Consider the following 20,241-nt stretch of genomic DNA (forward strand, 5'->3'; position numbering starts at 1 on the left):
GGACGCCCTGATGCCCGACGCCCCGCACAGCCCCGCGTACACCGTGCGGCCCGCCTCACCCGCCGACGTGGAGGGCGCGCGTCGCCTGATGCTCGACACCTTCTACCGGGACTTCGGCTACGGCTACGTGCCCGCCTGGCACCGCGACGTCGTCGACATCACGGGCACCTATCTCGACGATCCCCGCCATCTGCTCCTGGTGGCCGTGCACGACGGGGAGGTCGTCGCCACCACGGGCGTGAGGGCGGGCGGACCGGTGCACCCGCCGCACCCCCGCTGGCTGGCGGACCGCTATCCGCCGGTGTCGACGGCCCAGCTCGTCCGGGTGTACGTCCGCCCGGAACACCGCCGCCACGGCCTGGCGCGGACGCTGGTGCGGCGGGCCTGCGACTTCGCGGCGTCGGTCCCCGGATACGACACCGTCTACCTGCACACCAACGTCGACGCGGAGGGCGCCGAGGGCTTCTGGCGGAGCACGGCCAAGGAGATCTTCGACGCCCGCACGACCGGTGAGCACGGCCCCGGAGTGGCCACGGTGCACTTCGAGATCCCCATGCCGCACTGACGGCACCCGGTGCGCGGTTGCGCGAGCGGCTCCCCCGGGGGGCCTCCCGGGGCGACGGCGGCCGGGTCGGTGCCTCCCGGGGGACGGCGGCCGCCGAAGCGCCGGCGGTGACGGACGCGCCCCGCCCGCCGTCTCAGCCGCGCAGGCGGAGATACGCCTCCAGCTCCGCGGCCCCCGTCAGCATCGCCCGTGCCCGGGCGGTCAGCCGGCCGCGCCAGTCCCGCAGCGCGGCCTCCAGCGGCGCCGGCCCGCCCGCCTCGCGGACCTGCCGCAGCAGCGGGCCGATCCGCTCCAGCGGATGACCGCCCCGCCGCAACTGGTGGGCCATCCGGGCGTCGAGCACATCGGCCTCGCCGTAGATCCGGTACCCGGTCCGCGGGTCGCGGCGCGGGCGCAGCACCCCCGCGCGCTCCCACTTGCGCAGCGTCGCGGGCCGGATCCCGAGCTGCGCCGCCAGCGGGCCGATGAACGTGGCTCGGGGTCCGGGCGGGCCGGCCGCCGGGGATGCGGCGGCCGTCGCGGCCGTTGCGGACTCCAGGTCGCCCAGGGCGCTCTCCACCGCCCCCAGGGTGCGCCGGTCGTCGAGGAGCTGGGCGTGGCTCCCGTCGACGAGCCGCAGCGCCTCGTCCACCGAGCCCTCGTTCACGGCCCGCATGATCGACGCCGCCACCGGGTGTCCGTGCCCCGGCACCAGGGCGAGGAACGCGCGCAGGGCGCCCGCGTGCAGCGGGGTGTAGGCGCGATAGCCGTTCGGCGTGCGAGCGGCGGCCGGCAGGATGCCGGCCTCCTCGTAGTTCCGCACCGCCTGGGTGGACAGACCGTGCCCGCGCGCGAGATCCACCGGTCTCAGCCGCTCACCGCTTTGAAGGTTTTGCCCCATGAGCCCGACGGTATCGCCGAAAAGTCTCCACCGACGGTTCAACGATACGGTTGAAGCCATGCCCACCGACATCAAGGAAACCGCCCACGCCGTCCGAGCAGCCGCCCTCATGGGGCTGTTCGCCACCCGGCCCCGGCTGCTGGCCCTGGGGGAGCCGACCCACGGCGAGGACGCTCTGCTCGCCCTGCGCAACGGGCTCTTCCGGCAGCTCGCCGAGGAGGAGGGCTACCGGACGATCGCGATGGAGAGCGACTGCCTGAAGGGCCTCCTCGTCGACGACTACGTCACCACCGGCACGGGGACCCTCGACGAGGTCATGGAGCACGGATTCAGCCACGGCTGGGGCGCCTCCGAGGCCAACCGCCAACTCGTGCGCTGGATGCGCGCCCACAACGACGGCCTGCCCCCGTCCGGCCGGCTCCGCTTCGCCGGGATCGACGGCCCGCTGGAGATGACCGGTGCCGCGAGCCCGCGGCAGGCGCTCACCGCACTCCACGGCTACCTGGCCGGCCGGGTGGACCCGGCCCTGCTGCCGTGCACCGCGCGGACGCTCGACCGACTGCTCGGCGCCGACGACCGGTGGACCGACCCCGCCGTGATGACGGACCCTTCGCGCTCCGTCGGGACTTCGTCCGAGGCCGGCCGGCTGCGCCTGCTCGCCGACGACCTGGTGGCGCTGCTCGACACCCATGCACCGCATCTGCTCACGGTGACCTCCCGGGACGCCTGGGACCGTGCGTGCCTGCACGGGCGCACCGCGGTCGGTCTGCTGCGCTACCACGCCGCCATGGCCGACCCCTCCGCCGCCCGCCTGACCCGGCTGATGAGCGTGCGCGACCAGATGATGGCCCACAATCTGCTCGCCGTCGCCGACCGGGCCCCGGCACTCGTCCACGCCCACAACTCCCATCTCCAGCGCGAGAGGAGCACGGTCCGGATGGGCGGGGAGCCGCTTCAGTGGTGGAGCGCCGGCGCCCTGGTGAACTCCCGGCTCGGCGCGGACTACGCCTTCGTGGCCACCGCCCTCGGCACCCTCCGGCACCGGGGCGTGGACGCACCGCCGCCGGACACCCTGGAAGGACTCCTCTACGCGCTTCCCGGCGACCGCTGCCTCGTCGACGCCCCGCGCCTCGCCGGTGTGCTCGGGCGGCAGTTGCCCGCGCCCCGCCCGTCCCCGTGGTTCGGCTACGCCCCGCTCGACCCGGCCCATCTGCCCGCGATCGACGGGATCGTGTTCGTCAAGAACGTCCCGCAGACCTGACGGGCCCCGCGGCCGGCACGGGCCGGGTGCGAGCGGTGCGCGCGGCGGGCGTGGTGCGAGCGGTGCGGGGCCGCGGGGGCCGTACGCGCGGTGCGGGCCGTGGGGGCCTCGCGCACCGCTCAGCCCTGCGGGCCGTAGTGGCCGCCGATCCGGTTGCGGTAGCCCAGGTCGTCGAGGTGCCGGTGCCGGTCGAACTCCGGTGCGTTCTCGATCTGTTCCCGGGTGCGGGCGACGTGGATCGTCTCGGCCTGCTTGTCGATGGTGGTGACGGTCCCGGCCGGCAGCAGGACCTCCTTGCCGAAGATCCACACTCCCGTGTCCACGACGAGATGCTGGGAGCCGATCTCCTTCGAGTGCTTGTCGACCTTCCCGACGGGACCGTCGGTGGCCTCCACCTTGTAGCCCGTCAGATCCACCTCCGGCGTGTAGCCGGCGGCGGTGGCGAAGGTCCACATGTCGTCACTGGTCATCGCTGTCTCCCTTCCCTGGACACCTGGCCACGGCCGCGGTCCGCGGCACCGCAGGCGCTCCACGTCCTGCACCGCTGCTGTCCCGGACGCCGCCGCCGAAACCCGGCGCACGCGCGGTGTCTCGGAGAGGCTCCACCCGTGCGCGCAGCAGACAGAACTCGTTGCCCTCGGGGTCGGCCAGGACGTGCCAGCTCTCGTCGCCGGTCTGGCCGACGTCGACGGGAACGGCCCCCAGCGCGAGCAGCCTCGCCAGCTCCGCCTCCTGGTCGCGGTCGGTGGCGTTGAGGTCGAAGTGCACCGGGAGTTTCCCGCGGCGGGGGTCGCGGCCCGCGTTGACGACCACGGTCGGCAGCATGCCGCCGGCTCCGGCGTCGGGAGGGCCGATCTGGATGCTGCCGTCCTCCTCGCGGTCCAGCTCGACGTAGCCGAGCACCTCGCACCAGAAGGCGGCCACCCGGCCGGGATCCGCTGCGTCGATGACGAGTTCGGTGATACGGCAGGCCATGCCGCGATGATAGGCGCCCCCGTCCGGTGGCGGACCGGTACGCCGGAGGCCCGGTCATCCGGCCGCGCCGCCTCCGGTCTCCTCGGCCGGCGGGGGAGCGGGGTCCCCGATCCAGCCCTCCAGCCGGTACGCCGCGTGCACGTCCCGGTGGACCGTGTCCGTCTCGACCGGCGCGGGCAGCCCGGCGCGGCTGCTCCGCGTCGCCGAACAGGGGGCGTCGACGGCGATGCGCGTGCGGGGGTGCTCACGGAAGCGCAGACGGGCCGCGCTCACCGCGGCGTCGATGCCGATCTCGGGCGGGCGCGGCCTTCAGGGCGGCTCGTCCCCCTCGGGGGGCCGCCGCTCGGGCCGCCGGGCCGGGCGGCGGGTGCGCTTCGACGGGGCGGCTTCCTCGTTTCCCCCGGAGCGGCGCGTCCGCGTCTTCTTGCTGCGCGGCGCGGGGCGGTCGCGGCGGCCCTCGCGGGCCGGCCGGCGTCCCGCCCGGTCCGGTGTCTCCTCCCGGTCGTCCCGGTCGTCCTCTTCCTCCCGGTCGTCCCGGTCGTCCGGGCTCTCGGGATCCTCAGGGGCGAGGGTCCTGCCGGCCGTCGAGAGCCCCTCGTCGACGACGGACCCGGCAGCCGAGTCCGCGGTGTCGGCGAGCTTTCCCGCGCCGCGGCCGACTTCACCGACGGCGGAGCGCGTGCCTTCGCCGACGTCCGCCACGGCCCGTCCCACACCGCGGCCGGCCTCGTCGACCGCGCGGCCCACGCCCGCTCCGGCCTCCTGGACCGCCGGTCCCACCGCCGAGGTGACGTCGCGCAGGATCCCGGGGTTGCGGTCGATGGTCGTCAGGACGCGCCCGATGATCTCGGTGACATTGTCCAGGCGCACCTTCAGCAGCGCCTGCGCCTCGACACCCTTGATGTCGAGATGCACCGAGCCGAGCTCCACCTCCGCCCCGACGTGGAGCTTCACCAGATCGAGCACGTCCGCCTGGAGCGACACCCGGGCCTTGAGGTTCTCCACGTCGAGGGTGATCTCCTCGACCTGGAGGTGGGGGACGTCCAGCAGGACGTCGGGCTCGGCGTTCCACTCCTCCGCCGCGTCCTCGTCGGCGTATGCGTCGGCGCCCGGCTCCTCGTCCTCGCCGGTCGCGTTCAGACCGTCACCGGTGTCGTCCATGCGGCTCCCCTGCGATCGGCGGCAGACTTCCTCCGATGCTCGCACCGGCGCCGCCGCGCCGCCTTCCCGCACCTCCAGGCGGAGCACACGGGCCCGTGTGCTCCGCCTGGAGGTGCGGGACACACGGGCCCGTGCCGTCAGCGCAGATCCAGGGCCCAGGTCTGACCGACGACGTCGTGGCCGAACGCGTGGCGGGGTTCCTCGTCGACGAGGCGGAAGCCGGCGTGTTCGTAGATCCTGCGCGCGGACAGCAGGTCGGCGGTCGTCCACAGCGTCACCTGCCGGTACCCGGCCCGGCGGGCGAAGGCCAGCGACTCCTCGACGAGGCGGCTGCCGAGACCGAGGCCCCGGGCCGCCGGGGTGACGAGCAGGACGCGCAGTCTGGCCACTCCGGGGCTGTCGTCGGCGACCAGGAGCACGGAGCCCGCGCGCTCGCCGTCCACCTCGGCGATCCAGGCCGCCTCCGTTGCCGGAGAGTGCCGTGCGGCGTAGGCGGCGACGACACCGGCGGCCAGGGCCTCGAACTCGGTGTTCCAGCCGAACTCCCGGGCGTACTCCTCGCCGTGGGCCATCACGATCCAGCCCAGGTCGCCCGGCCGGTCGGCCCGGCGGATCAGGACCTGCCGCCGCTCGACGCCTTCCACCATCACACACGCTCCGAAGTCATTGATCACTTCCCGTTACTGACACGACTGTGTCAGTCGCCTAGGCTAGGTCCATGCCCCCGCGCACCGCAAACCCGTCCGCCCGCCGCACCGAGCTGCTCGACGCCGCCTACGCGTACGCGCTCACCCACGGCCTTGCCGACCTGTCGCTGCGACCGCTGGCAGGAGCCATCGGCTCCAGCACCCGGGTGCTGATGTTCCTGTTCGGCAACAAGGACGGACTGGTACGGGCGCTGCTCGCCCGTGCCCGGACCGACGAACTGGCGCTGCTGGAACGGCTCCGCCGCCCCGAATGCCCCGTCGGCCTGATCCCGGCCGCCGAGCACGTATGGACCTGGCTCGCCGCCGAGGAGCACCGGCCGCTCCTGCGGCTCTGGGCCGAGGCGTACACCCGCTCGCTGATCGAGCCCGAGGGCCCCTGGGCCGGCTTCGCCGAGGACACCGTGACCGACTGGCTCGACGTCCTGGCCGCCTGCCAGCCGCAACCGGAACGGGACACCGAGGAGGGCGCCGTCCGCCGCACCCTGACGCTGGCGGTGCTCCGCGGCGCACTGCTCGACCTGCTCGCCACGGACGACGCGCCACGGCTCACCGCCGCCGTCCGCCGCCACCTGGCCCTCCTGCGAAGCGAGGACGGCCTCGGCGCCTGACGCCCCGCCGACAGGACGACGCTCCGGCCGGCGGGGGCGGGGGAGCGGGGCGGCGGAGGCGGGGGAGCGGGCGGTCCTGCCGGCCCGTGGCCGGTCCGCTCACTTCCCGTCCGGCCCGTCCGCCCTGCTGTCCCCGTCGTCCTCCGCGGGGACGGCGGCGCGGCGCAGTGTGCGGATCGCCGGGGTCGCGAACAGCGCCACGCAGCCCGCGAGACAGGCGCCTGCCGACACCAGCAGCAGGTGCTCAGGGGCGGCCAGCGCGGTGGCCGGACCCGCCAGCATCTGGCCGACGGCTATCCCGGACACCGAGCCGGCCAGCTCGTACGCCGTGACCCGGTTGAGCACCGCGGGCGGGGTGTGCGTCTGCACGCTGGTCGCCCACATCACCGACCAGAACGCCACGGCCGCTCCGCCGAGCACGTGTCCCGCCAGCAGCACCGGCAGCCCGGTCCCCAGGGCCACGGAGAGCGGCAGCAGGGTGTACACCGCGACGGCCACCGCGCCCGCGGCCAGCGGCCGGGCCGGGCGGACGCGCAGCGCCAGCAGGCCGCCGAGGACCGTTCCGGCGCCGAGGAAGGACACCGCCAGGCCGTACGCGTCCGGGCCGAGCCGCTCGCCGATGAGTGCCGCGCCGAGCGGGACCAGCGGACCGAAGACGAGGATGCCGCAGCCCATCCAGATGAGGATCACCGACCACATCCAGGTGCGCGCGCGGAACTCCTGCCAGCCCTGGCGCAGGTCGCGGCGGAGCGAACCGCCGGTGCCGCCGGACGCGCCGGTGGGGGCGAGCCGGATGAGCGCCAGGCACAGCGCGCTGAGCAGGAAGGTGCCTGCGTCGATCGCGTACACGGTCCCGGCGCTGGTCAGCGCGAGGAGGACCCCCGCCAGGGCCGGGCCGAGCAGATGGGCGAGCGCGTCGGCCACCTTGAGGGTGGCGTTGGCCCGCTGGGGCTCCCGGGCGACCAGCGGGACCATGCCGTTCGCCCCCGGCAGGAACATCGCGACGGCGGCACCCGCCAGCGCCGCCATGGCCACCAGCAGCCAGAACGGCGGCGGCCCGGCGAAGAACGCCACCGCCAGCACGGCCTGGGTGAGCACCCGCACGAGGTCCGCGACGACCATCATCCGGCGCGCGCCGAACCGGTCGGCGAGCACCCCGCCGAACAGCACCAGGAGGACGAAGGTGCCCGTCCAGGTGCCGAGGACGAAGCCGACGCCGGAGACCCCGTACAGCGCGCCGACGGCGAGCGCCGCCGCCACCGGCATCATCGCGTCGCCGAACAGCGAGACCGCGCGGGCGACGAAGTAGAGCGTGAAACTCCGGTCCCACAACGGGGGACGGGCGGGCGGCCCGGCGGTCGCCGGGGCGGGCGGAAGGGACGGTGCGTGCGTCTGAGAGGTCGTCACGGCACCGATACTGGTCTGGACCATTCGCCGTGTTCCAGTGTCTCGAACGACGTCATGGGGTACTTTCGCGCCATGACGCCACGTCCGCTGCCGACGACCCCGGCCCCGCACCGGGTGGTGGCCCTCCTGCGGCCCCCGCAGGCGACCTTCCCGCTGGCCTGCGCGGCCGAGGTGTTCGGGGACCACGGCCCGGCGGTCCCCGCCCGCTACACCTTCGAGATCTGCACCGAGCACCCCGGCCCGGTGCGCACCGGTCTCGGCCACGACCTGCTGGTCGCCGTGGGCCTGGACGCGGTGGAGCGCGCGGACACCCTCGTGGTCCCGGGCTGGAGCCAGGAGCCCGGCGCCGAGGTGCCCCCTGCGGTCGTGGACGCCGTCCGCGGGGCGCACCGGCGCGGCGCCCGGATCGTCGGCATCTGCACGGGCGCCTTCGTGCTCGCCGCCGCCGGGCTGCTCGACGGCCGGCGGGCCGCCACCCACTGGGCCCGCGCCGCCGAACTGGCCTCCCGATTCCCCCGGGTCCGGGTCGACCCCGCCGTGCTCTACGTGGACCACGGCGACGTCGCCACCAGCGGCGGATCGGCCGCCGGTGTGGACCTCTGCCTCCACCTGGTGAGCGCCGACCAGGGCTCCGCGTACGCCCTGCGGATCGCCCGGCAGCTGGTGATGCCGCCGCACCGCGAGGGCTGCCAGCTCCAGTACGCCGAACTGCCCGCGTCGGGACCGGTCGGCGACTCCCTCGCCCCGCTGCTCCAGTGGCTGTCCGAGCGTCTGGACCAGCCGGTCAGCGTGGCCGACATGGCCGCCCGCTCCCAGGTCTCGGCCCGCACCCTGACCCGCCGCTTCACCGAGCAGCTGGGCATCAGCCCCGGACGCTGGCTGCTGGACCGGCGCATCGCCGCGACCCGCGCGCTGCTCGAGGAGACCGACCTGTCCGTGGAGTCCATCGCCCGCCAGGTCGGGCTCTCCTCCGCCGTCAACCTGCGGCGCCGATTCCACGAAGCCCTCCGCACGACCCCCGCCGCCTACCGGCGCGCCTTCCGCGCCGGCACGGCCGGCCGTGCCGGCCGCCCCGCCCTGACCGGATCCCGTCCGGACGCTCCCGAGGACGCGGGCATCCACGACAACCTGGCCGGCAGGGTCGAGGGCTGACGCGCGGTCCCGTTCGCCCGGCTCCCGGCGGCTGAGTACGAGCGCCCATGCCCGCCTGGGGATCTGACCGGATGCCGGCCCGGTCCGCCCGTCCGTAGCGTCGCCGTGTGAGCGAAGACAAGAACGACGCCTCTCCGCAGGGCGTCTCGTGCACCCGGGCGCTCGGCGTCACCGTGGCCGTGGTCGTCGGCCTGCCCCTCCTGGCCGTCCTCGGGGTGCTGGTGACCTTCGCGGTGCAGCGCTCGGTGCCGGAGGACTATCCGACGGTCGCGCCGCGGGTGATGGCGGACCGGGTCGGCGCGCGCTCGCAGGAGGCGTACTCCGTGCTCGGGCTCGGCTCGGAGCTGGCGCCGGGGGCGGCCAACTCCTTCTCCTCCGACGTGTGTTACCCCGACGGCCTGGAGTCGGCCGCCGACGAGCCGGCCCCCGGCTCCTATGCGCTGTCGCACTCATGGGACCTCGGCGGAATCCCGCGGGAGGAAGCGGTCGAAGGGCTGGAGCGGCTGCGCGACCGGCTGGTGGCGGACGGCTGGCGGATCGTCGCCCACGACGTCGCGCCGGGCGATGCGGACCTGGTGCTGCGGGCGGAGCACGACGACGAAGGCCGACAGGTCTACACCTGGACGCCCGGCGACGGCCGCTTCCGGGGAGGGGTGCACGCCGCCTGCGCGTTCGATCCGTCGGGGGAGGAGAGCTGGGACGTCTCGGCGGGTCTGCTCCCGCCGGTGCTCGGCCGGTCCTGACCCCTCCGGGGCCTACGCGGCGCCCAGGTCGGCGTGGACGATGTGGTGGTCCGAGTACGCGCTGGGGCGGACGCGGTGGTCGAGCGGGACGATGCCGCGCAGGAAGATGTAGTCGAACTTGCTCTGCCAGTCCGTGGTCGGCGCACAGTCGCCGACGGGCGAGGGGTGGCACTGCGGGTCGGTGTCCTTGGCCAGGGCCCACACCCGGGCGAGTTCGGGGGAGTCCGGCACGGCGTTGAAGTCGCCGAGCACGATCGCCCGGTCGTGCCGGGCGACGGCCGCGGCGAGGACGCGGGTCTGGTCCGCGCGGACCGATTCCTGACGCCGCTGGGCGAGGTGCGTGTTGAACACCCGGACCCTCTCGCCGCCCACCGTGGTGGTGACGGCCAGGTACCCGCGGTCCTCGGAACCTCCGTCGGGGTACTCGACGTTGACCCGGTCCGTCATCGGCGCCGCCGACAGGATCGCCTGGCCGTAGCCGCCCGGATCCCACGGCAGCCCGCCGCAGCGGCCCCAGTTCTGCAGCACCGGGCCGTATTCGACGTGGTAGACCAGCCCGTGGATGCGCTCCAGGTGGTCCCGGATCTGCCGCACGTCGCTGACGCACGCCTCCTGAAGGCCGATGACCTCGGGCGCGTACGCGGCGATGTCCGCCGCGCGGTCGCCGTTGCCCGCGTCGCAGGGGTTGCAGATGTTCCACGTCATGACCCGGTTCGGCACGACGTCCCGGACGTCCTCCGGGGGCAGCGAACCCGCGGAGAGGGCACCGCTCGGCGCGCTGGGGCCCAGAAGCACCATGCCGGCCACGACCGCGGCGCCCGCGAGCAGCCGCGTGCCCCTTCCGAACACCATCGCCTCCCGGTGGTGACCCCACGCCTTGCGGCGTCCCACGCACGAGGTTATGCGATGGATCCGACGGCAACGCGCGCAGGTCCCGGTCCTCCGCGCCCCGGCGAACGGGTCGCCCGCCGCGCGCCGCGGACACACGGCGACGGCTCCCCTGCCGCCGTGGGGCGGGAGGGGAGCCGTCGGGATCCGCTCGGGCGCGTGCGCCGCCGACGGGTCACGCGTGGCGGCGCGACCGGTTGCCGGTGACCAGGCGGTAGAGGGCGAGCAGGATGAGGGAGCCGACGATCGCGGCGATCCAGGTGGAGAGTTCGAAGAAGCCGTCGACGGAGTCGACACCGAAGATCACCTTGCCGAGCCAGCCGCCGAGCAGACCGCCCGCGATGCCGATGAGCATGGTGATGATGACGCCGCCGGGGTCCTTGCCCGGCATGATGGCCTTGGCGATGGCGCCGGCGAGCAGGCCGATGATGATCCACGCGATGATGCCCATATCGCATCTCCGTCCCGTCGTACAAGAGCTGTCTCAGTCATCGTCTGCACCGTTTGCGTCCGGACAAACGTCCGGTTCCGCATCCGTTCCGACCCGCGGCCGTCAGGCCTCCCGGCGGTCCGCGTCCCGGGGCGCGGAGGTGTCCTCGGCGGGAGGTGCGGTGGCGGGACCGGCAGCGGCTCCCGTCCCGGAGCCGAGGAGGGCGCGGGCCTGTTCGGCGGCGCGGCCGAGGCTTTCGCCGACGAAGTCGAGGAAGCGGGCGACGTTCTCCAGCCGGTCGGCGGCGGGGGTGCCGCGGCCGAGGACGCCGACGCCCTGGCGTGCGATCTCGACCTGCTGGGCCAGGGCGCGGACGCTGGCCTCCGTGGACTGGTACCAGAGGTCCTCGTCGATGATGTAGCGCTCGCGGCGGCCCTCGTCGCGCTCCCTGCGGACGAGGGCCTGGCTCTCCAGGAAGGTGATCGACTTGGAGATCGTCGCCGGGCTGACCTCCAGGCGCCGGGCGAGCTCGGCGGCGGTCATGCTGCCGGTGTCGGTGAGGAGGAGGGCGACCATCACCCGGGCCATCATCCTGGGCAGGCCCGACTGCATCATGACGGTGGTGAACGCCTCCTCGTACGCGCGCACCGCCTCCGCGTCGCGCCCGTGCGGCAGAGGGGCCGGCCCCGAGCCCCGGGGCGCGGCGCTCCTGCGCCGGTGGGCGCGCTGTTCCGTGGCGCGGTGGGCGAGATCGGCGCGGTATCCGGTCGGGCCGCCGTTGCGCATCACTTCGCGGGTGATCGTCGAGGTCGGACGGTCGAGACTCCTGGCGATCTCCGCGTAGGCGAGCCCGTCGGCCAGCCCCAGGGCGATCTGCTGGCGGTCCTTCTGGGTGAGCCTGCCTCCCGGCACCGCGGCCTCCTTCTGTCGTCTGCGGCCGTCAGCATAGCGTTCACCGCATCTTCATTGCAACACGTCTCGGGATTCCGTGTTGCGTTACATGGCGGGTCGATGCAACGAATACGCGCCGTTCAGCTGCAATGATGCATGTTTTATGCAACGAAGGACTTGCCGTATCCGTGAACGCAACGTAGCCTTTCCATTGACAGAAACAACAACCAGCCGAGGAGAACACCATGCAGACGTTCGACACCCCCGCCCCGGTCTCCGCCGTCCTCGACGTCCCCGCGGGCCGCGTCCAGGTCATCGCCGCCGACCGGTCGGACACCGTGGTCGAGATCCGGCCCATGGACGCCTCGAAGAGCCGCGACGTGAAGGCGGCGGAGCGGACCGGGGTCGCGTACGCGGACGGCGCCCTGCGGATCGAGGTCCCGGTGAGGAACCGTCACCTCGGCCCTGCCGGGGCCGTCGAGGTGACGATCCAGCTGCCCGCCGGCTCCCGCGTCGAGGGGAAGGCGGCCGCGACCGAGTTCCGGGGCGTGGGACGCCTCGGAGACGTCGCCTTCGACGGCGCGTACCGGCGGATCAAGATCGACGAGGCGGCGAGCGTCCGCCTCACCGCCGTCGACGGACACGTCGAGGTCGGCCGGCTCGACGGTCCCGCGGAGATCAGCACCCAGTGCGGCGACATCCGGATCACCGAGGCCACGCGCGGCGCGGTCGTCCTCAGCACCCGGTCCGGTGACATCTCGGTCCAGGCCGCCCCCGGAGTGCCGGCCGCCCTGGACGCCGGCACCTCCTTCGGACGCGTCAGCAACGAGCTGAGGAACGACGGCGCCGCCGTGCTCAGCATCCGCGCGACCACCGACCACGGCGACATCACCGCCCGCAGCCTCTGAGGGCGGCGCGCACGCCGGAGCCCGCCCCGCGGCCGGCCGCCGGACTCGCGGGAAACACCCCTGTGCCGATTGCCGGCAACCGACACAGTTAGCCTGCCTCGCGAGGGGTACACGGGCCCGCATGAGGACCGATCACCGCAAGCCCGTGAAAGCCGTGCGCCAACTGCGCAGGATCCGCTCCTTCTACACCGGCGGCTTCCTCTTGTGGGCCGCCTCGGCCGCCTGGACAGGGTGGGACTCCCCGGGCGGCCGCCAGATGTGGGCGTCCCTTCTGCTCCTGGCACTCTTCGCCGCGCTGCTGCTCACCGCCTCCGTCCTGCTGCGGCGCATCGAGGCCGCCCCCTCCCGGCCGTCGCACGGTGCCGCACCGCGAACGCCCGCGGCAGGGACGGCCACCGCACTCGCTCCGAAGTGACGCCACCCGGCTCGTGCCCACGGGCCCGCTCCGACCGGGCGCACGCGCCGTGGCGGCCCGGTGCCCGCGACGGCGCGTAGGGAGGGAGCGGGCGCTGTCGGCGCGAGCCGGTGCGGCGCCCGTCGACCGGGCCGTGCCTGCGGAGGCGGTTCGGGACGGCGGGAGCGGGCACGGCGTGCCGCCGCTCCTCGGCCGGGAGGACCTTCAGGCGGCCACGCGCTCCGTCTGCGCGTCCAGTGCCGCGCACAGCCAGTCGTGCGCGGCCCCCGGCGTCGGGGCCGACGGTCCGAAGAGCACCGCGGCGTGCTGCCAGTACAGGTCGATCCGCGGATCGGCGGCGAGCTGACCCCCCAGCCGCCGCCGGAAGTCCGCGGTGTCCCGCTCACCGCTCGCCCCGGCGTAGACGGCGACGAAGCTGTCGAGCGCCTCGCCCGGGCCCGGGGGCCGCTGCGCCAGCAGCTCCGACGCCGCCAGCGCGTACGCCTCGGGCAACCCCTCGTACAGCACGGCAGGCCGGTAACCGCCACCGCTGCGGTGGGCGGCGGGCTGGCACGGAATCCCGCCCGTGCAGGGGCCCGACACCAGGGCGTGCAGCCGCGCGAAGGCCAGCACCTCGGCCGGTGTCGGATCGTCGGGCGGCTGCGGCACGGCGTGCTCGACGACGGCCGCGACCACACCGGCCGGGAGCCTCGGCGGCAGCCAGCGCCGCCAGAACCGGGCGAGCGAGGCGGTGCTCGGCGGGGTGGTCACCGCCCCCACCAGGCGCAGCCGCTCGGCCCGCTCCGCGGGCGGGCACTCGCCGACCAGCCGCAGTGCCGCCTCCCGCCAGCGCAGGGCAGCCAGTTGGGAGCCGACCTCGCGCAACTGCCCCGCGACGGCGTCCTCCAGGACCCTCCCCGGCACCTCCTCCTCGGTGTCGAGGACCCGTGCCACCTCGGACACCCCCAGGCCGAGCGCACGCAGCGAGCGGATCAGGCCGAGCCGTTCGAGCGCCTGCGGACCGTAGCGCCGGTGGCCGCCCGAGCTGCGGCCCGCCTCGGGCAGCAGCCCGCGGTCGGAGTAGAAGCGGACCGTCTTCACGGTCGCCCCCGCACGGGCCGCGAGTTCGCCGATGCTCCACCGGCCGTCGGGCATCACGTCTTGAACCTCCCTCAGGGGGAGTTCCTACCGTACCGGCGTCGGCGGCTGCACCTCCACGGTGGGGCCGCACCGCACGACGCACACGAGGAGGCGTTCATGACCGCGTTCGTCCTGGTATCCGAGGCGCACACCGGCGGCTGGATCTGGCGGGAAGTGGCGGTACGGCTGCGGGAGTCGGGGCACACCGCACACCCCGTGACCCTCACGGGCATGGGGGACCCGCAGCGTCCCGCCGGACCGGACACCGACCTGGAGACCCACATCGAGGACGTGGTGCGGGCCGTCGACGCCCTGCACTCCGCCGACGTGGTCGTCGTGGGGCACGGCTACGGCATCCACCCCGTGCTGGGGGCCGCCGACCGGCGCCCCGGACGGATCGCCAGAGTGGTCCACCTCGACGCCGGCCTCCCCAGGGACGGCGACCCGCCGCTCGTCCTCGTCCCCGACGAGCAGGTCCGCGAACGGCTCGCGGCGGACGCCGCGGACACCGGCGCGGCCGAGGGCGGCGCACGGCTCGTCCCGCCGCCCGAGCCCGGCGCCTGGCACCGCTGGGGCAGCACCGACGGGATCCCCGCCGAAGCGCTGGACCGCCTTGCCGAGCTCGCCGCACCGCAGCCCGCGGCCACGCTCACCCGGCCGCTCCACCGCTCCGGCACGGCGTCGGCCCCGCCCACGACGGGCGTCCTGTGCACCGGCAACGGGTCGAGCATCGCCCTCGTCGAACACGTGGTGAGCCTCGGAGACCCCCGCATGCAGGCCCTCACCGAGCCCGGCGTCACCTTCTTCGAACTCCCCACCGGCCACTGGCCGATGCTGTCCGTGCCCCGCGAACTGGCCCGCGTGCTGGAGGAGGCGGCCCGGGGAGAGGGCCACCGGATCACCAGGACCGCGGGAGAGGACCCCCCGCACCTGCAGCCCTTCATCCTCGACGTCCCCCCGTGCCCGCGCGAACGCTCCGGCACCCTCGACCGCTACCTGCCCGAGGCGGACGGACCGGCGCCCGCCGTGATCCTCGTCCACGGCGGCCCCGTCCCCGCCGGCGCCCGGCCCACTCCCCGCGACTGGCCCGCCTTCGTCGGCTACGCCCGGTGCATCGCGGGCAGCGGCGCGATCGCGGTGACGCTCGACCACGGACTGCACGACGTCGCGGACTACGGGCGCGCCGCGGACGACGTCGCCGAGGCGGTCGCGCTCGTGCGCGCCGATCCGCGCGTCGACCCGGACCGGATCGCGCTGTGGTTCTTCTCCGGCGGCGGACTGCTCTGCGCCGACTGGCTCGCCGCGCCCCCGCCGTGGCTGCGGTGCGTGGCGGCGAGCTATCCCGTCCTCGCGGCGCTGCCGGGCTGGGGATCCACCGGGCGGCCGTTTTGCCCCGCAGAAGCACTGCCCGCATCGGGCGGCCTGCCCTTCGTCCTCACCCGCGTCGGGCGGGAGCATCCCCCGATCGCCGCCACGGTCGCCGCGTTCACGGCGGCGGCGGACGCGTGCGGGGCCGCGCTCGACGTGATCGACGTCCCGCACGCCCACCACGGCTTCGAGACGATCGACCACACCGAGGAGGCACGGGAGGCGGTGCGGACCGCGGTGGCCGCCGTGCGGGGCCACCTGGGCGGCTGACGCGCGTCCGACCCGGCCATTGCGGTGACATCGGGTCCGTGCGGGGAACCGTGCGGGCCCGGTGTCGTTGGTCCCGGCATGCGAAAGATCACCCGCGCGGCCACGACCCTGGCGACCACCGCCGTCCTGCTGACCTGCACGACCGGCGGCCCCGCCGTCGCCGCCCCCGTCACGGACGGCGGCGCGGGCCAGGGCCTTGCCGCCCTGCAGCCGGCCCTCGTGGCGCTCCTCGCCTTCGTCCGCCGGATCCTCCTCTGACCGCAGCCGCCCGCGGGCGCGGTCAGAGGCCGCCGACGACGTCGTCGACGGCCTGGTCGAGGAGGGCGAGGCCGAGGGAGAGCTCGTCCTCCGTGATGGTCAGCGGCGGGGCGATGCGGAAGACACCGCCCATGCCGGGCAGCTGGACGATGTTCATGTGCAGACCCAGCTCCAGGCAGCGGCGGGTGATGCGCGCGCCCAGCAGATCCGTGCTCGCGCCGGTGTCGTACGACGCGTCGAGCTCGATCCCGGCCAGCAGGCCCCGGCCGCGCACGTCACCGACGACCGGGTGCCGCCGCTGGATGTCGAGCAGGCCGTCGCGGAGCAACCCGCCCAGCGCGGCGGCACGTTCGTCGAGCCGTTCGGCGATCAGGACGTCGAGCACGGTGTTGCCGACCGCGGCGACCAGCGGGTCGGCGACATGGGTGGTGAAGAAGAGGTAGCCGCGCTCGTGCGCGGCCTGCTCGATCTCGGAGCTGGTGACCACGGCCGCGAGCGGCAGACCGGCGCCGAGGGTCTTGGAGAGCGTGAGGATGTCGGGGACGACCCCGTCGCGTTCGAACGCGTACCAGGTCCCGGTCCGGCACAGCCCGGTCTGCGCCTCGTCCAGGATGAGGAGCATGCCGCGTTCACGGCACTTGGCGCGCAGGGCCGCGAAGTAGCCCGGCGGGGGCTCGATGACACCTCCGGAGCTGAGGATCGGCTCCACGATGCACGCGGCCAGGCTGCCGGTGGACTGGGCGTCGATCAGGTCGAACGCGAAGTCCAGCTGGCGGCGCCAGTCGTGCGAGCCGTCGGGCAGGGTGAAGTCGGGGCGGTAGGCGTGCGGGGCCGGGATGGCGAAGTTCCCCGGGGCGCCCGGACCGTAGCCCTTGCGGCCCGCGCTGTAGGTGGCGGACGCGGCCGCCTGCGTCATGCCGTGCCAGGACCGCGCGAACGAGACGATCTCGTGGCGGCCGGTGACCAGCTTGGCCATCCGGATCGCCGCCTCGTTCGACTCCGCCCCGGTCGTCAGCAGCAGGGCCTTCTCCAGCGGCGCGGGCAGTGTGCCGGCCAGCCGCCGCGCGAGGTCCACGACGGGCCGGCTGAGCATGCCGCTGTAGAGATGGCTGACGGTGGTGATCTGCCGCTGCACGGTCTCCACGATCGCCGGGTGCCCGTGCCCGAGGATCGCGCTCATCTGGCCGGAGGTGAAGTCGAGGATCCTCCGGCCGTCCGCGGTGAAGACGAAACTGCCGGACGCGTGGTCGATCACCTCGCGGCAGAACTCGCCGCCGTAACGGACCAGATGCCGGTCGGCGTCCGCCCAGAAGGCGTCGTCGTCCGACAGGGGGGAGGGGGAGGCGGCCGTGCCCGTCGAAGAGGTCATGCCGCGACGGTAGGCGCCGTCCGAAGCACACGTCCATCGAGTCTTTCCGGCTTTCCTGTTCGGAGGATCCGCACAACAATGGCGGCGTGATGAACCCGTGGAGGCTGCGGCTGCTGAGCCAGCTGGACGCGCTGGGCACCGTCCGCGCCGTCGCCCAGGCCGCCGGACTGAGCCCGTCGAGCGTCTCCCAGCAGCTCGCCGTGCTGGAGACCGAGATGCGCACCCGGCTGATCGAGCGCACCGGACGCCGGGTCCGGCTGACCTCGGCCGGGCTGGTCCTCGCGCGGCGGGCGCGGGACATCCTCGACCACATGGACAGCGTCGAGGCGGAGCTGCGCGGATTCGGGCGGGAACCCGCCGGGCGGGTGCGCCTCGGCGCGTTCCAGAGCGCGATCCACACCCTCGCCGTCCCGGCGGTCACCCGCCTCGCGTCACTCCACCCCCATCTGGAGGTGGAACTCCTCGAACTGGAGCCGCACGACAGCCTGCTGGCGCTGCGCGGCGGAGGTGCCGACATCGTCATCACCACCACCGACTTCGACGAGCAGCCGCTCGGCCCGGACATCGACCTCCTGCCGCTGGCCACCGACCCGGTCCTGCTCGTCCTCCCGCCCGGACACCCCACCGCCGCACGCGGCCCCGCCGACCTCGCGGCGTACGCGGACGAGCCGTGGGCCTTCGACGTGCCGCAGTCGTACATGGCGAACCTCGCGATGCGGCTCTGCCGCCAGGCCCGCTTCGAACCGCGGGTGGTGAGCAGGTTCGGCAACTACATGCTGACGCTGCAACACGTCGAGGCGGGCCTCGCGATCGCCCTGCTCCCCGGCATGGCGGTCGACGCCGGCCGCCACCGCGTCGCCACCCGCGAACTCGCCGCCCCGCTGACCCGCTCCATCACCGCGGCGACCCGCCGCACCTCCCCGCCGCGCACAGCGGTCCAGGCCGTCCTCGACACGCTGCGCCGCGTCTCGGGGCCCGCCGCCGACGAGGGCTGAGGGCCCGCGAGGGCCGGTTCGCGGGCCCGGGCGGCGCGAGCAGGTTCAAACCGGCGCTCGGTGCATGCGGCCGGGGCGTGGTGTCCCGCGCGCCGGACGCGGTGATCCCGTGCGCCGTTGGGCGGAGGGCGCAGACGGGCAGGTACTTCCCCAGCACAGTGAGCGAGGAGGCTTGCGATGGCCAGTGGTTTCCAGTGGACGAAGGTGCAGGCGATGTTCGACGCCTTCGACGCGGACGGCAGCGGATACCTGGAGCAGCGCGACTTCGAGGCTCTGGCCGCCCGGTGGCGCCGGCTGCCGCGGGTCGCCGGGGGACCGGAGCTGACGTCGAGGGTCGAGGCCGTGATCATGGGGTGGTGGCGGCAACTCGCGGCGGCCGCGGACACGGACAAGGACGGACGGATCGACATGGGCGAGCTGATGGCCATGGTCGACCGGCTGCCGTCGATGCGGGAGGACGTCGCGGCGACCGCGGACACCATCTTCGACGCCGTGGACGAGAACGGCGACGGCCGGATCTCCCGCGCCGAGCACCAGCGCCTGATCGACACCTGGCACGGCCGCCCCATGCCGACGGGCGACGCCTTCGACCGCCTCGACGCGGACGGCGACGGCTACCTCAGCCGCCCCGAGTTCGCCGTGCTGTGGACCCAGTTCTGGATCAGCGACGATCCGGACGAGCCCGGCAACGTGATGTGCGGGCCGCTCGCCCCGACCGCCTGACGCACCGGCCGGGGGCCGGCGACCGGGCGCGGGAAAAAGGGGCTGAGGAGCGGAGCGGCTCGTGCTTCGATGGGCCCCATGGTGTCTGCCGAGCGGTTGCTCGCCTTCGCGGCGATGTCGTTCCTGCTGATCGTGATCCCCGGACCGAGTGTGCTCTTCGTCATCGGACGGGCCCTCGCCCAGGGCCGCCGTGCCGCGCTCACCACGGTGGTGGGGAACACGCTGGGCGCCTGTGTGCTCGTCGTGGCGGTGGCCCTGGGCGTCGGGTCGGTCGTCGAGCGGTCCGTCCTCGTCTTCACGCTGCTGAAACTGGCCGGCGCCGCCTACCTGGTGTACCTGGGCGTCAGGACGTGGCGTCGGCGCCGCTCGCCGCAGACCGCGTTCACCGGTGACCGGGCGGCGCAGGACAGCCTGCGGCGCACGCTGTGGGAGGGGTTCGCCGTAGGGGTGGCCAACCCCAAGACCATCGTGTTCTTCGCCGCCGTGCTCCCGCAGTTCGTGGACCGCTCCCAGGGGCACGTCGTCGTCCAGATGCTCGTCCTCGGCCTGGTCTTCAATGTCATCGCGGTGGCCTCCGACAGCCTGTGGGGACTGCTCGCGGCCACCGGACGGGACTGGTTCGCCCGCTCGCCCCGGCGGCTCTCCCTGGTCGGCGGAGCAGGCGGCCTCACCATGATCGGCCTCGGTGTCACCGTCGCCGCCACGGGACGCAAGGACTGACCCGGCGCGCCGCGGCCGCGGACCCTCCGACCGGCGGGCGCCCGCGCTCGGGGCCGTGCGCGGACAGGCTCAACCGGACGGCGTGGCAGGCCGGACGGCGTGGCAGGGGAGCGCACTTCGGACCACTGCCCGGCGCCGTACTCCTCCGACCGTTGCGCCTCGGCGGAGCCCGGCTTCTCCGCCCGGTGGCGTGCGCCCCTCGCGGGCCGGCGACCGTGCCCGTATCAGGCGCTGTCCTGGTCCGCCGCGGGCAGCCGGGAGGCYGGGGGAGCGGGGGCGGGGAGGGTCGCGGCGACGACGATCACCTCGTCGGCGTCGTCCCATTGTCTGGCGTACGCCTTCGGGGGGTTGATGCGCACGCCGTGGTGCGGGGGCTCCCCTGCCACGCCGTCCGGCCTGCCACGCCGTCCGGTTGAGCCTGTCCGCGC

At 74.4% G+C, this 20,241-nt stretch carries 24 protein-coding genes and 1 pseudogene; 12 read left to right on the plus strand and 13 right to left on the minus strand.

The genetic code is table 11. The features are described from left to right. Positions 1 to 10 precede the first annotated feature (10 nt). Entirely contained in the window at positions 11 to 565 is a 555-nt protein-coding gene (locus tag EAO77_RS21825; RefSeq protein ID WP_147989992.1) for a GNAT family N-acetyltransferase, read from the plus strand. A gap of 133 nt (positions 566 to 698) precedes the next feature. Here EAO77_RS21825 and EAO77_RS21830 read toward each other — a convergent pair whose 3' ends face one another. Continuing rightward, positions 699 to 1,445 (minus strand): TioE family transcriptional regulator, encoded by a 747-nt coding sequence (locus EAO77_RS21830; protein WP_147989993.1) that lies wholly within the window; start codon positions 1,443 to 1,445, stop codon positions 699 to 701. Between the two features lie 58 nt (positions 1,446 to 1,503). Between EAO77_RS21830 and EAO77_RS21835 the strand changes: the two genes are divergently transcribed. Further along, on the plus strand, positions 1,504 to 2,706 hold the full coding sequence (locus EAO77_RS21835; protein ID WP_147989994.1) for an erythromycin esterase family protein: 1,203 nt from the start codon (positions 1,504 to 1,506) through the stop codon (positions 2,704 to 2,706). 119 nt (positions 2,707 to 2,825) lie between these two features. On the opposite strand, the gene EAO77_RS21840 is transcribed toward EAO77_RS21835, so the two are convergent. From EAO77_RS21840 to EAO77_RS21860, 5 genes and pseudogenes are all read right to left on the minus strand, one after another. Beyond that, complete coding sequence (locus tag EAO77_RS21840) at positions 2,826 to 3,176, minus strand: PRC-barrel domain containing protein (RefSeq protein WP_147989995.1); 351 nt, start codon at positions 3,174 to 3,176, stop codon at positions 2,826 to 2,828. Positions 3,177 to 3,300: 124 nt separating this feature from the next. Continuing rightward, positions 3,301 to 3,681 (minus strand): annotated as a pseudogene (locus tag EAO77_RS21845) (VOC family protein); the annotation flags it as partial. Positions 3,682 to 3,735: 54 nt separating this feature from the next. Further along, positions 3,736 to 3,954 (minus strand): hypothetical protein, encoded by a 219-nt coding sequence (locus EAO77_RS21850; protein ID WP_147989996.1) that lies wholly within the window; start codon positions 3,952 to 3,954, stop codon positions 3,736 to 3,738. Between the two features lie 36 nt (positions 3,955 to 3,990). Next, positions 3,991 to 4,842 carry a hypothetical protein gene (locus tag EAO77_RS21855; protein ID WP_147989997.1) on the minus strand — a complete coding sequence of 284 codons (852 nt, stop codon included), beginning with the start codon at positions 4,840 to 4,842 and terminating at the stop codon, positions 3,991 to 3,993. Between the two features lie 137 nt (positions 4,843 to 4,979). Continuing rightward, positions 4,980 to 5,489 (minus strand): GNAT family N-acetyltransferase, encoded by a 510-nt coding sequence (locus EAO77_RS21860; RefSeq protein WP_147989998.1) that lies wholly within the window; start codon positions 5,487 to 5,489, stop codon positions 4,980 to 4,982. Positions 5,490 to 5,560: 71 nt separating this feature from the next. On the opposite strand from EAO77_RS21860, the gene EAO77_RS21865 reads away from it, so the two are divergent. After that, entirely contained in the window at positions 5,561 to 6,157 is a 597-nt protein-coding gene (locus EAO77_RS21865) for a TetR/AcrR family transcriptional regulator (RefSeq protein ID WP_147989999.1), read from the plus strand. Between the two features lie 99 nt (positions 6,158 to 6,256). Here EAO77_RS21865 and EAO77_RS21870 read toward each other — a convergent pair whose 3' ends face one another. Further along, positions 6,257 to 7,564 carry an MFS transporter gene (locus EAO77_RS21870; RefSeq protein WP_261994094.1) on the minus strand — a complete coding sequence of 436 codons (1,308 nt, stop codon included), beginning with the start codon at positions 7,562 to 7,564 and terminating at the stop codon, positions 6,257 to 6,259. 72 nt (positions 7,565 to 7,636) lie between these two features. Here EAO77_RS21870 and EAO77_RS21875 point away from each other — a divergent pair, with 72 nt between their 5' ends. Beyond that, positions 7,637 to 8,716 (plus strand): GlxA family transcriptional regulator, encoded by a 1,080-nt coding sequence (locus tag EAO77_RS21875; RefSeq protein WP_147990001.1) that lies wholly within the window; start codon positions 7,637 to 7,639, stop codon positions 8,714 to 8,716. A gap of 107 nt (positions 8,717 to 8,823) precedes the next feature. After that, positions 8,824 to 9,459 carry a hypothetical protein gene (locus EAO77_RS21880; protein ID WP_147990002.1) on the plus strand — a complete coding sequence of 212 codons (636 nt, stop codon included), beginning with the start codon at positions 8,824 to 8,826 and terminating at the stop codon, positions 9,457 to 9,459. A gap of 12 nt (positions 9,460 to 9,471) precedes the next feature. Here the strand turns inward: EAO77_RS21880 and EAO77_RS21885 are convergent, their stop codons facing one another. From EAO77_RS21885 to EAO77_RS21895, 3 genes are all read right to left on the minus strand, one after another. Beyond that, positions 9,472 to 10,311, minus strand: a complete 840-nt coding sequence (locus EAO77_RS21885) for an endonuclease/exonuclease/phosphatase family protein (protein ID WP_147990038.1) — start codon at positions 10,309 to 10,311, stop codon at positions 9,472 to 9,474. 211 nt (positions 10,312 to 10,522) lie between these two features. After that, entirely contained in the window at positions 10,523 to 10,798 is a 276-nt protein-coding gene (locus tag EAO77_RS21890; protein WP_147990003.1) for a GlsB/YeaQ/YmgE family stress response membrane protein, read from the minus strand. 102 nt (positions 10,799 to 10,900) lie between these two features. Further along, positions 10,901 to 11,689, minus strand: a complete 789-nt coding sequence (locus tag EAO77_RS21895) for a GbsR/MarR family transcriptional regulator (RefSeq protein ID WP_147990004.1) — start codon at positions 11,687 to 11,689, stop codon at positions 10,901 to 10,903. A gap of 224 nt (positions 11,690 to 11,913) precedes the next feature. Here EAO77_RS21895 and EAO77_RS21900 point away from each other — a divergent pair, with 224 nt between their 5' ends. Then, positions 11,914 to 12,576 carry a DUF4097 family beta strand repeat-containing protein gene (locus EAO77_RS21900; protein WP_147990005.1) on the plus strand — a complete coding sequence of 221 codons (663 nt, stop codon included), beginning with the start codon at positions 11,914 to 11,916 and terminating at the stop codon, positions 12,574 to 12,576. 121 nt (positions 12,577 to 12,697) lie between these two features. Beyond that, a complete protein-coding gene (locus EAO77_RS21905) occupies positions 12,698 to 12,991 on the plus strand; it encodes a hypothetical protein (RefSeq protein ID WP_147990006.1) in 294 nt (97 codons plus the stop codon). Positions 12,992 to 13,195: 204 nt separating this feature from the next. Here the strand turns inward: EAO77_RS21905 and EAO77_RS21910 are convergent, their stop codons facing one another. Further along, complete coding sequence (locus EAO77_RS21910) at positions 13,196 to 14,125, minus strand: MerR family transcriptional regulator (protein WP_147990007.1); 930 nt, start codon at positions 14,123 to 14,125, stop codon at positions 13,196 to 13,198. 102 nt (positions 14,126 to 14,227) lie between these two features. Between EAO77_RS21910 and EAO77_RS21915 the strand changes: the two genes are divergently transcribed. Further along, positions 14,228 to 15,748 (plus strand): alpha/beta hydrolase, encoded by a 1,521-nt coding sequence (locus EAO77_RS21915; RefSeq protein ID WP_147990008.1) that lies wholly within the window; start codon positions 14,228 to 14,230, stop codon positions 15,746 to 15,748. Between the two features lie 78 nt (positions 15,749 to 15,826). Next, positions 15,827 to 16,006, plus strand: a complete 180-nt coding sequence (locus EAO77_RS21920) for a hypothetical protein (RefSeq protein WP_147990009.1) — start codon at positions 15,827 to 15,829, stop codon at positions 16,004 to 16,006. 22 nt (positions 16,007 to 16,028) lie between these two features. On the opposite strand, the gene EAO77_RS21925 is transcribed toward EAO77_RS21920, so the two are convergent. Then, entirely contained in the window at positions 16,029 to 17,375 is a 1,347-nt protein-coding gene (locus EAO77_RS21925) for an aspartate aminotransferase family protein (protein WP_147990010.1), read from the minus strand. An 89-nt stretch (positions 17,376 to 17,464) separates the two neighbouring features. On the opposite strand from EAO77_RS21925, the gene EAO77_RS21930 reads away from it, so the two are divergent. The 3 genes from EAO77_RS21930 (at position 17,465) to EAO77_RS21940 (ending at position 19,813) form a co-directional block, all read left to right on the plus strand. After that, entirely contained in the window at positions 17,465 to 18,370 is a 906-nt protein-coding gene (locus tag EAO77_RS21930) for a LysR family transcriptional regulator (protein WP_222723688.1), read from the plus strand. A gap of 177 nt (positions 18,371 to 18,547) precedes the next feature. Continuing rightward, entirely contained in the window at positions 18,548 to 19,093 is a 546-nt protein-coding gene (locus EAO77_RS21935; RefSeq protein ID WP_147990012.1) for an EF-hand domain-containing protein, read from the plus strand. 69 nt (positions 19,094 to 19,162) lie between these two features. Next, the gene (locus EAO77_RS21940) at positions 19,163 to 19,813 is read left to right on the plus strand and encodes a LysE family translocator (protein ID WP_410088635.1); all 651 of its coding nucleotides are present in this window, start codon (positions 19,163 to 19,165) and stop codon (positions 19,811 to 19,813) included. 224 nt (positions 19,814 to 20,037) lie between these two features. Here the strand turns inward: EAO77_RS21940 and EAO77_RS38770 are convergent, their stop codons facing one another. Continuing rightward, positions 20,038 to 20,199: a hypothetical protein gene (locus EAO77_RS38770; RefSeq protein WP_187283355.1), complete on the minus strand. Its 162-nt coding sequence runs from the start codon at positions 20,197 to 20,199 to the stop codon at positions 20,038 to 20,040. Positions 20,200 to 20,241 lie beyond the last annotated feature (42 nt).

This window comes from Streptomyces sp. T39, assembly GCF_008042045.1.
Classification (GTDB): Bacteria; Actinomycetota; Actinomycetes; order Streptomycetales; family Streptomycetaceae; genus Streptomyces.

Excerpts from the sequence above, each read along its gene's own strand:
- EAO77_RS21825 (WP_147989992.1), top strand. The coding sequence starts at position 11 with ATGCCCGACGCCCCGCACAGCCCCGCGTACACCGTGCGGCCCGCCTCA.
- EAO77_RS21830 (WP_147989993.1), bottom strand. The coding sequence starts at position 1,445 with ATGGGGCAAAACCTTCAAAGCGGTGAGCGGCTGAGACCGGTGGATCTC.
- EAO77_RS21835 (WP_147989994.1), top strand. The coding sequence starts at position 1,504 with ATGCCCACCGACATCAAGGAAACCGCCCACGCCGTCCGAGCAGCCGCC.
- EAO77_RS21840 (WP_147989995.1), bottom strand. The coding sequence starts at position 3,176 with ATGACCAGTGACGACATGTGGACCTTCGCCACCGCCGCCGGCTACACG.
- EAO77_RS21855 (WP_147989997.1), bottom strand. The coding sequence starts at position 4,842 with ATGGACGACACCGGTGACGGTCTGAACGCGACCGGCGAGGACGAGGAG.
- EAO77_RS21860 (WP_147989998.1), bottom strand. The coding sequence starts at position 5,489 with ATGGTGGAAGGCGTCGAGCGGCGGCAGGTCCTGATCCGCCGGGCCGAC.
- EAO77_RS21865 (WP_147989999.1), top strand. The coding sequence starts at position 5,561 with ATGCCCCCGCGCACCGCAAACCCGTCCGCCCGCCGCACCGAGCTGCTC.
- EAO77_RS21875 (WP_147990001.1), top strand. The coding sequence starts at position 7,637 with ATGACGCCACGTCCGCTGCCGACGACCCCGGCCCCGCACCGGGTGGTG.
- EAO77_RS21885 (WP_147990038.1), bottom strand. The coding sequence starts at position 10,311 with ATGGTGTTCGGAAGGGGCACGCGGCTGCTCGCGGGCGCCGCGGTCGTG.
- EAO77_RS21890 (WP_147990003.1), bottom strand. The coding sequence starts at position 10,798 with ATGGGCATCATCGCGTGGATCATCATCGGCCTGCTCGCCGGCGCCATC.
- EAO77_RS21900 (WP_147990005.1), top strand. The coding sequence starts at position 11,914 with ATGCAGACGTTCGACACCCCCGCCCCGGTCTCCGCCGTCCTCGACGTC.
- EAO77_RS21905 (WP_147990006.1), top strand. The coding sequence starts at position 12,698 with ATGAGGACCGATCACCGCAAGCCCGTGAAAGCCGTGCGCCAACTGCGC.
- EAO77_RS21910 (WP_147990007.1), bottom strand. The coding sequence starts at position 14,125 with ATGCCCGACGGCCGGTGGAGCATCGGCGAACTCGCGGCCCGTGCGGGG.
- EAO77_RS21915 (WP_147990008.1), top strand. The coding sequence starts at position 14,228 with ATGACCGCGTTCGTCCTGGTATCCGAGGCGCACACCGGCGGCTGGATC.
- EAO77_RS21920 (WP_147990009.1), top strand. The coding sequence starts at position 15,827 with ATGCGAAAGATCACCCGCGCGGCCACGACCCTGGCGACCACCGCCGTC.
- EAO77_RS21925 (WP_147990010.1), bottom strand. The coding sequence starts at position 17,375 with ATGACCTCTTCGACGGGCACGGCCGCCTCCCCCTCCCCCCTGTCGGAC.
- EAO77_RS21930 (WP_222723688.1), top strand. The coding sequence starts at position 17,465 with ATGAACCCGTGGAGGCTGCGGCTGCTGAGCCAGCTGGACGCGCTGGGC.
- EAO77_RS21935 (WP_147990012.1), top strand. The coding sequence starts at position 18,548 with ATGGCCAGTGGTTTCCAGTGGACGAAGGTGCAGGCGATGTTCGACGCC.
- EAO77_RS21940 (WP_410088635.1), top strand. The coding sequence starts at position 19,163 with ATGGGCCCCATGGTGTCTGCCGAGCGGTTGCTCGCCTTCGCGGCGATG.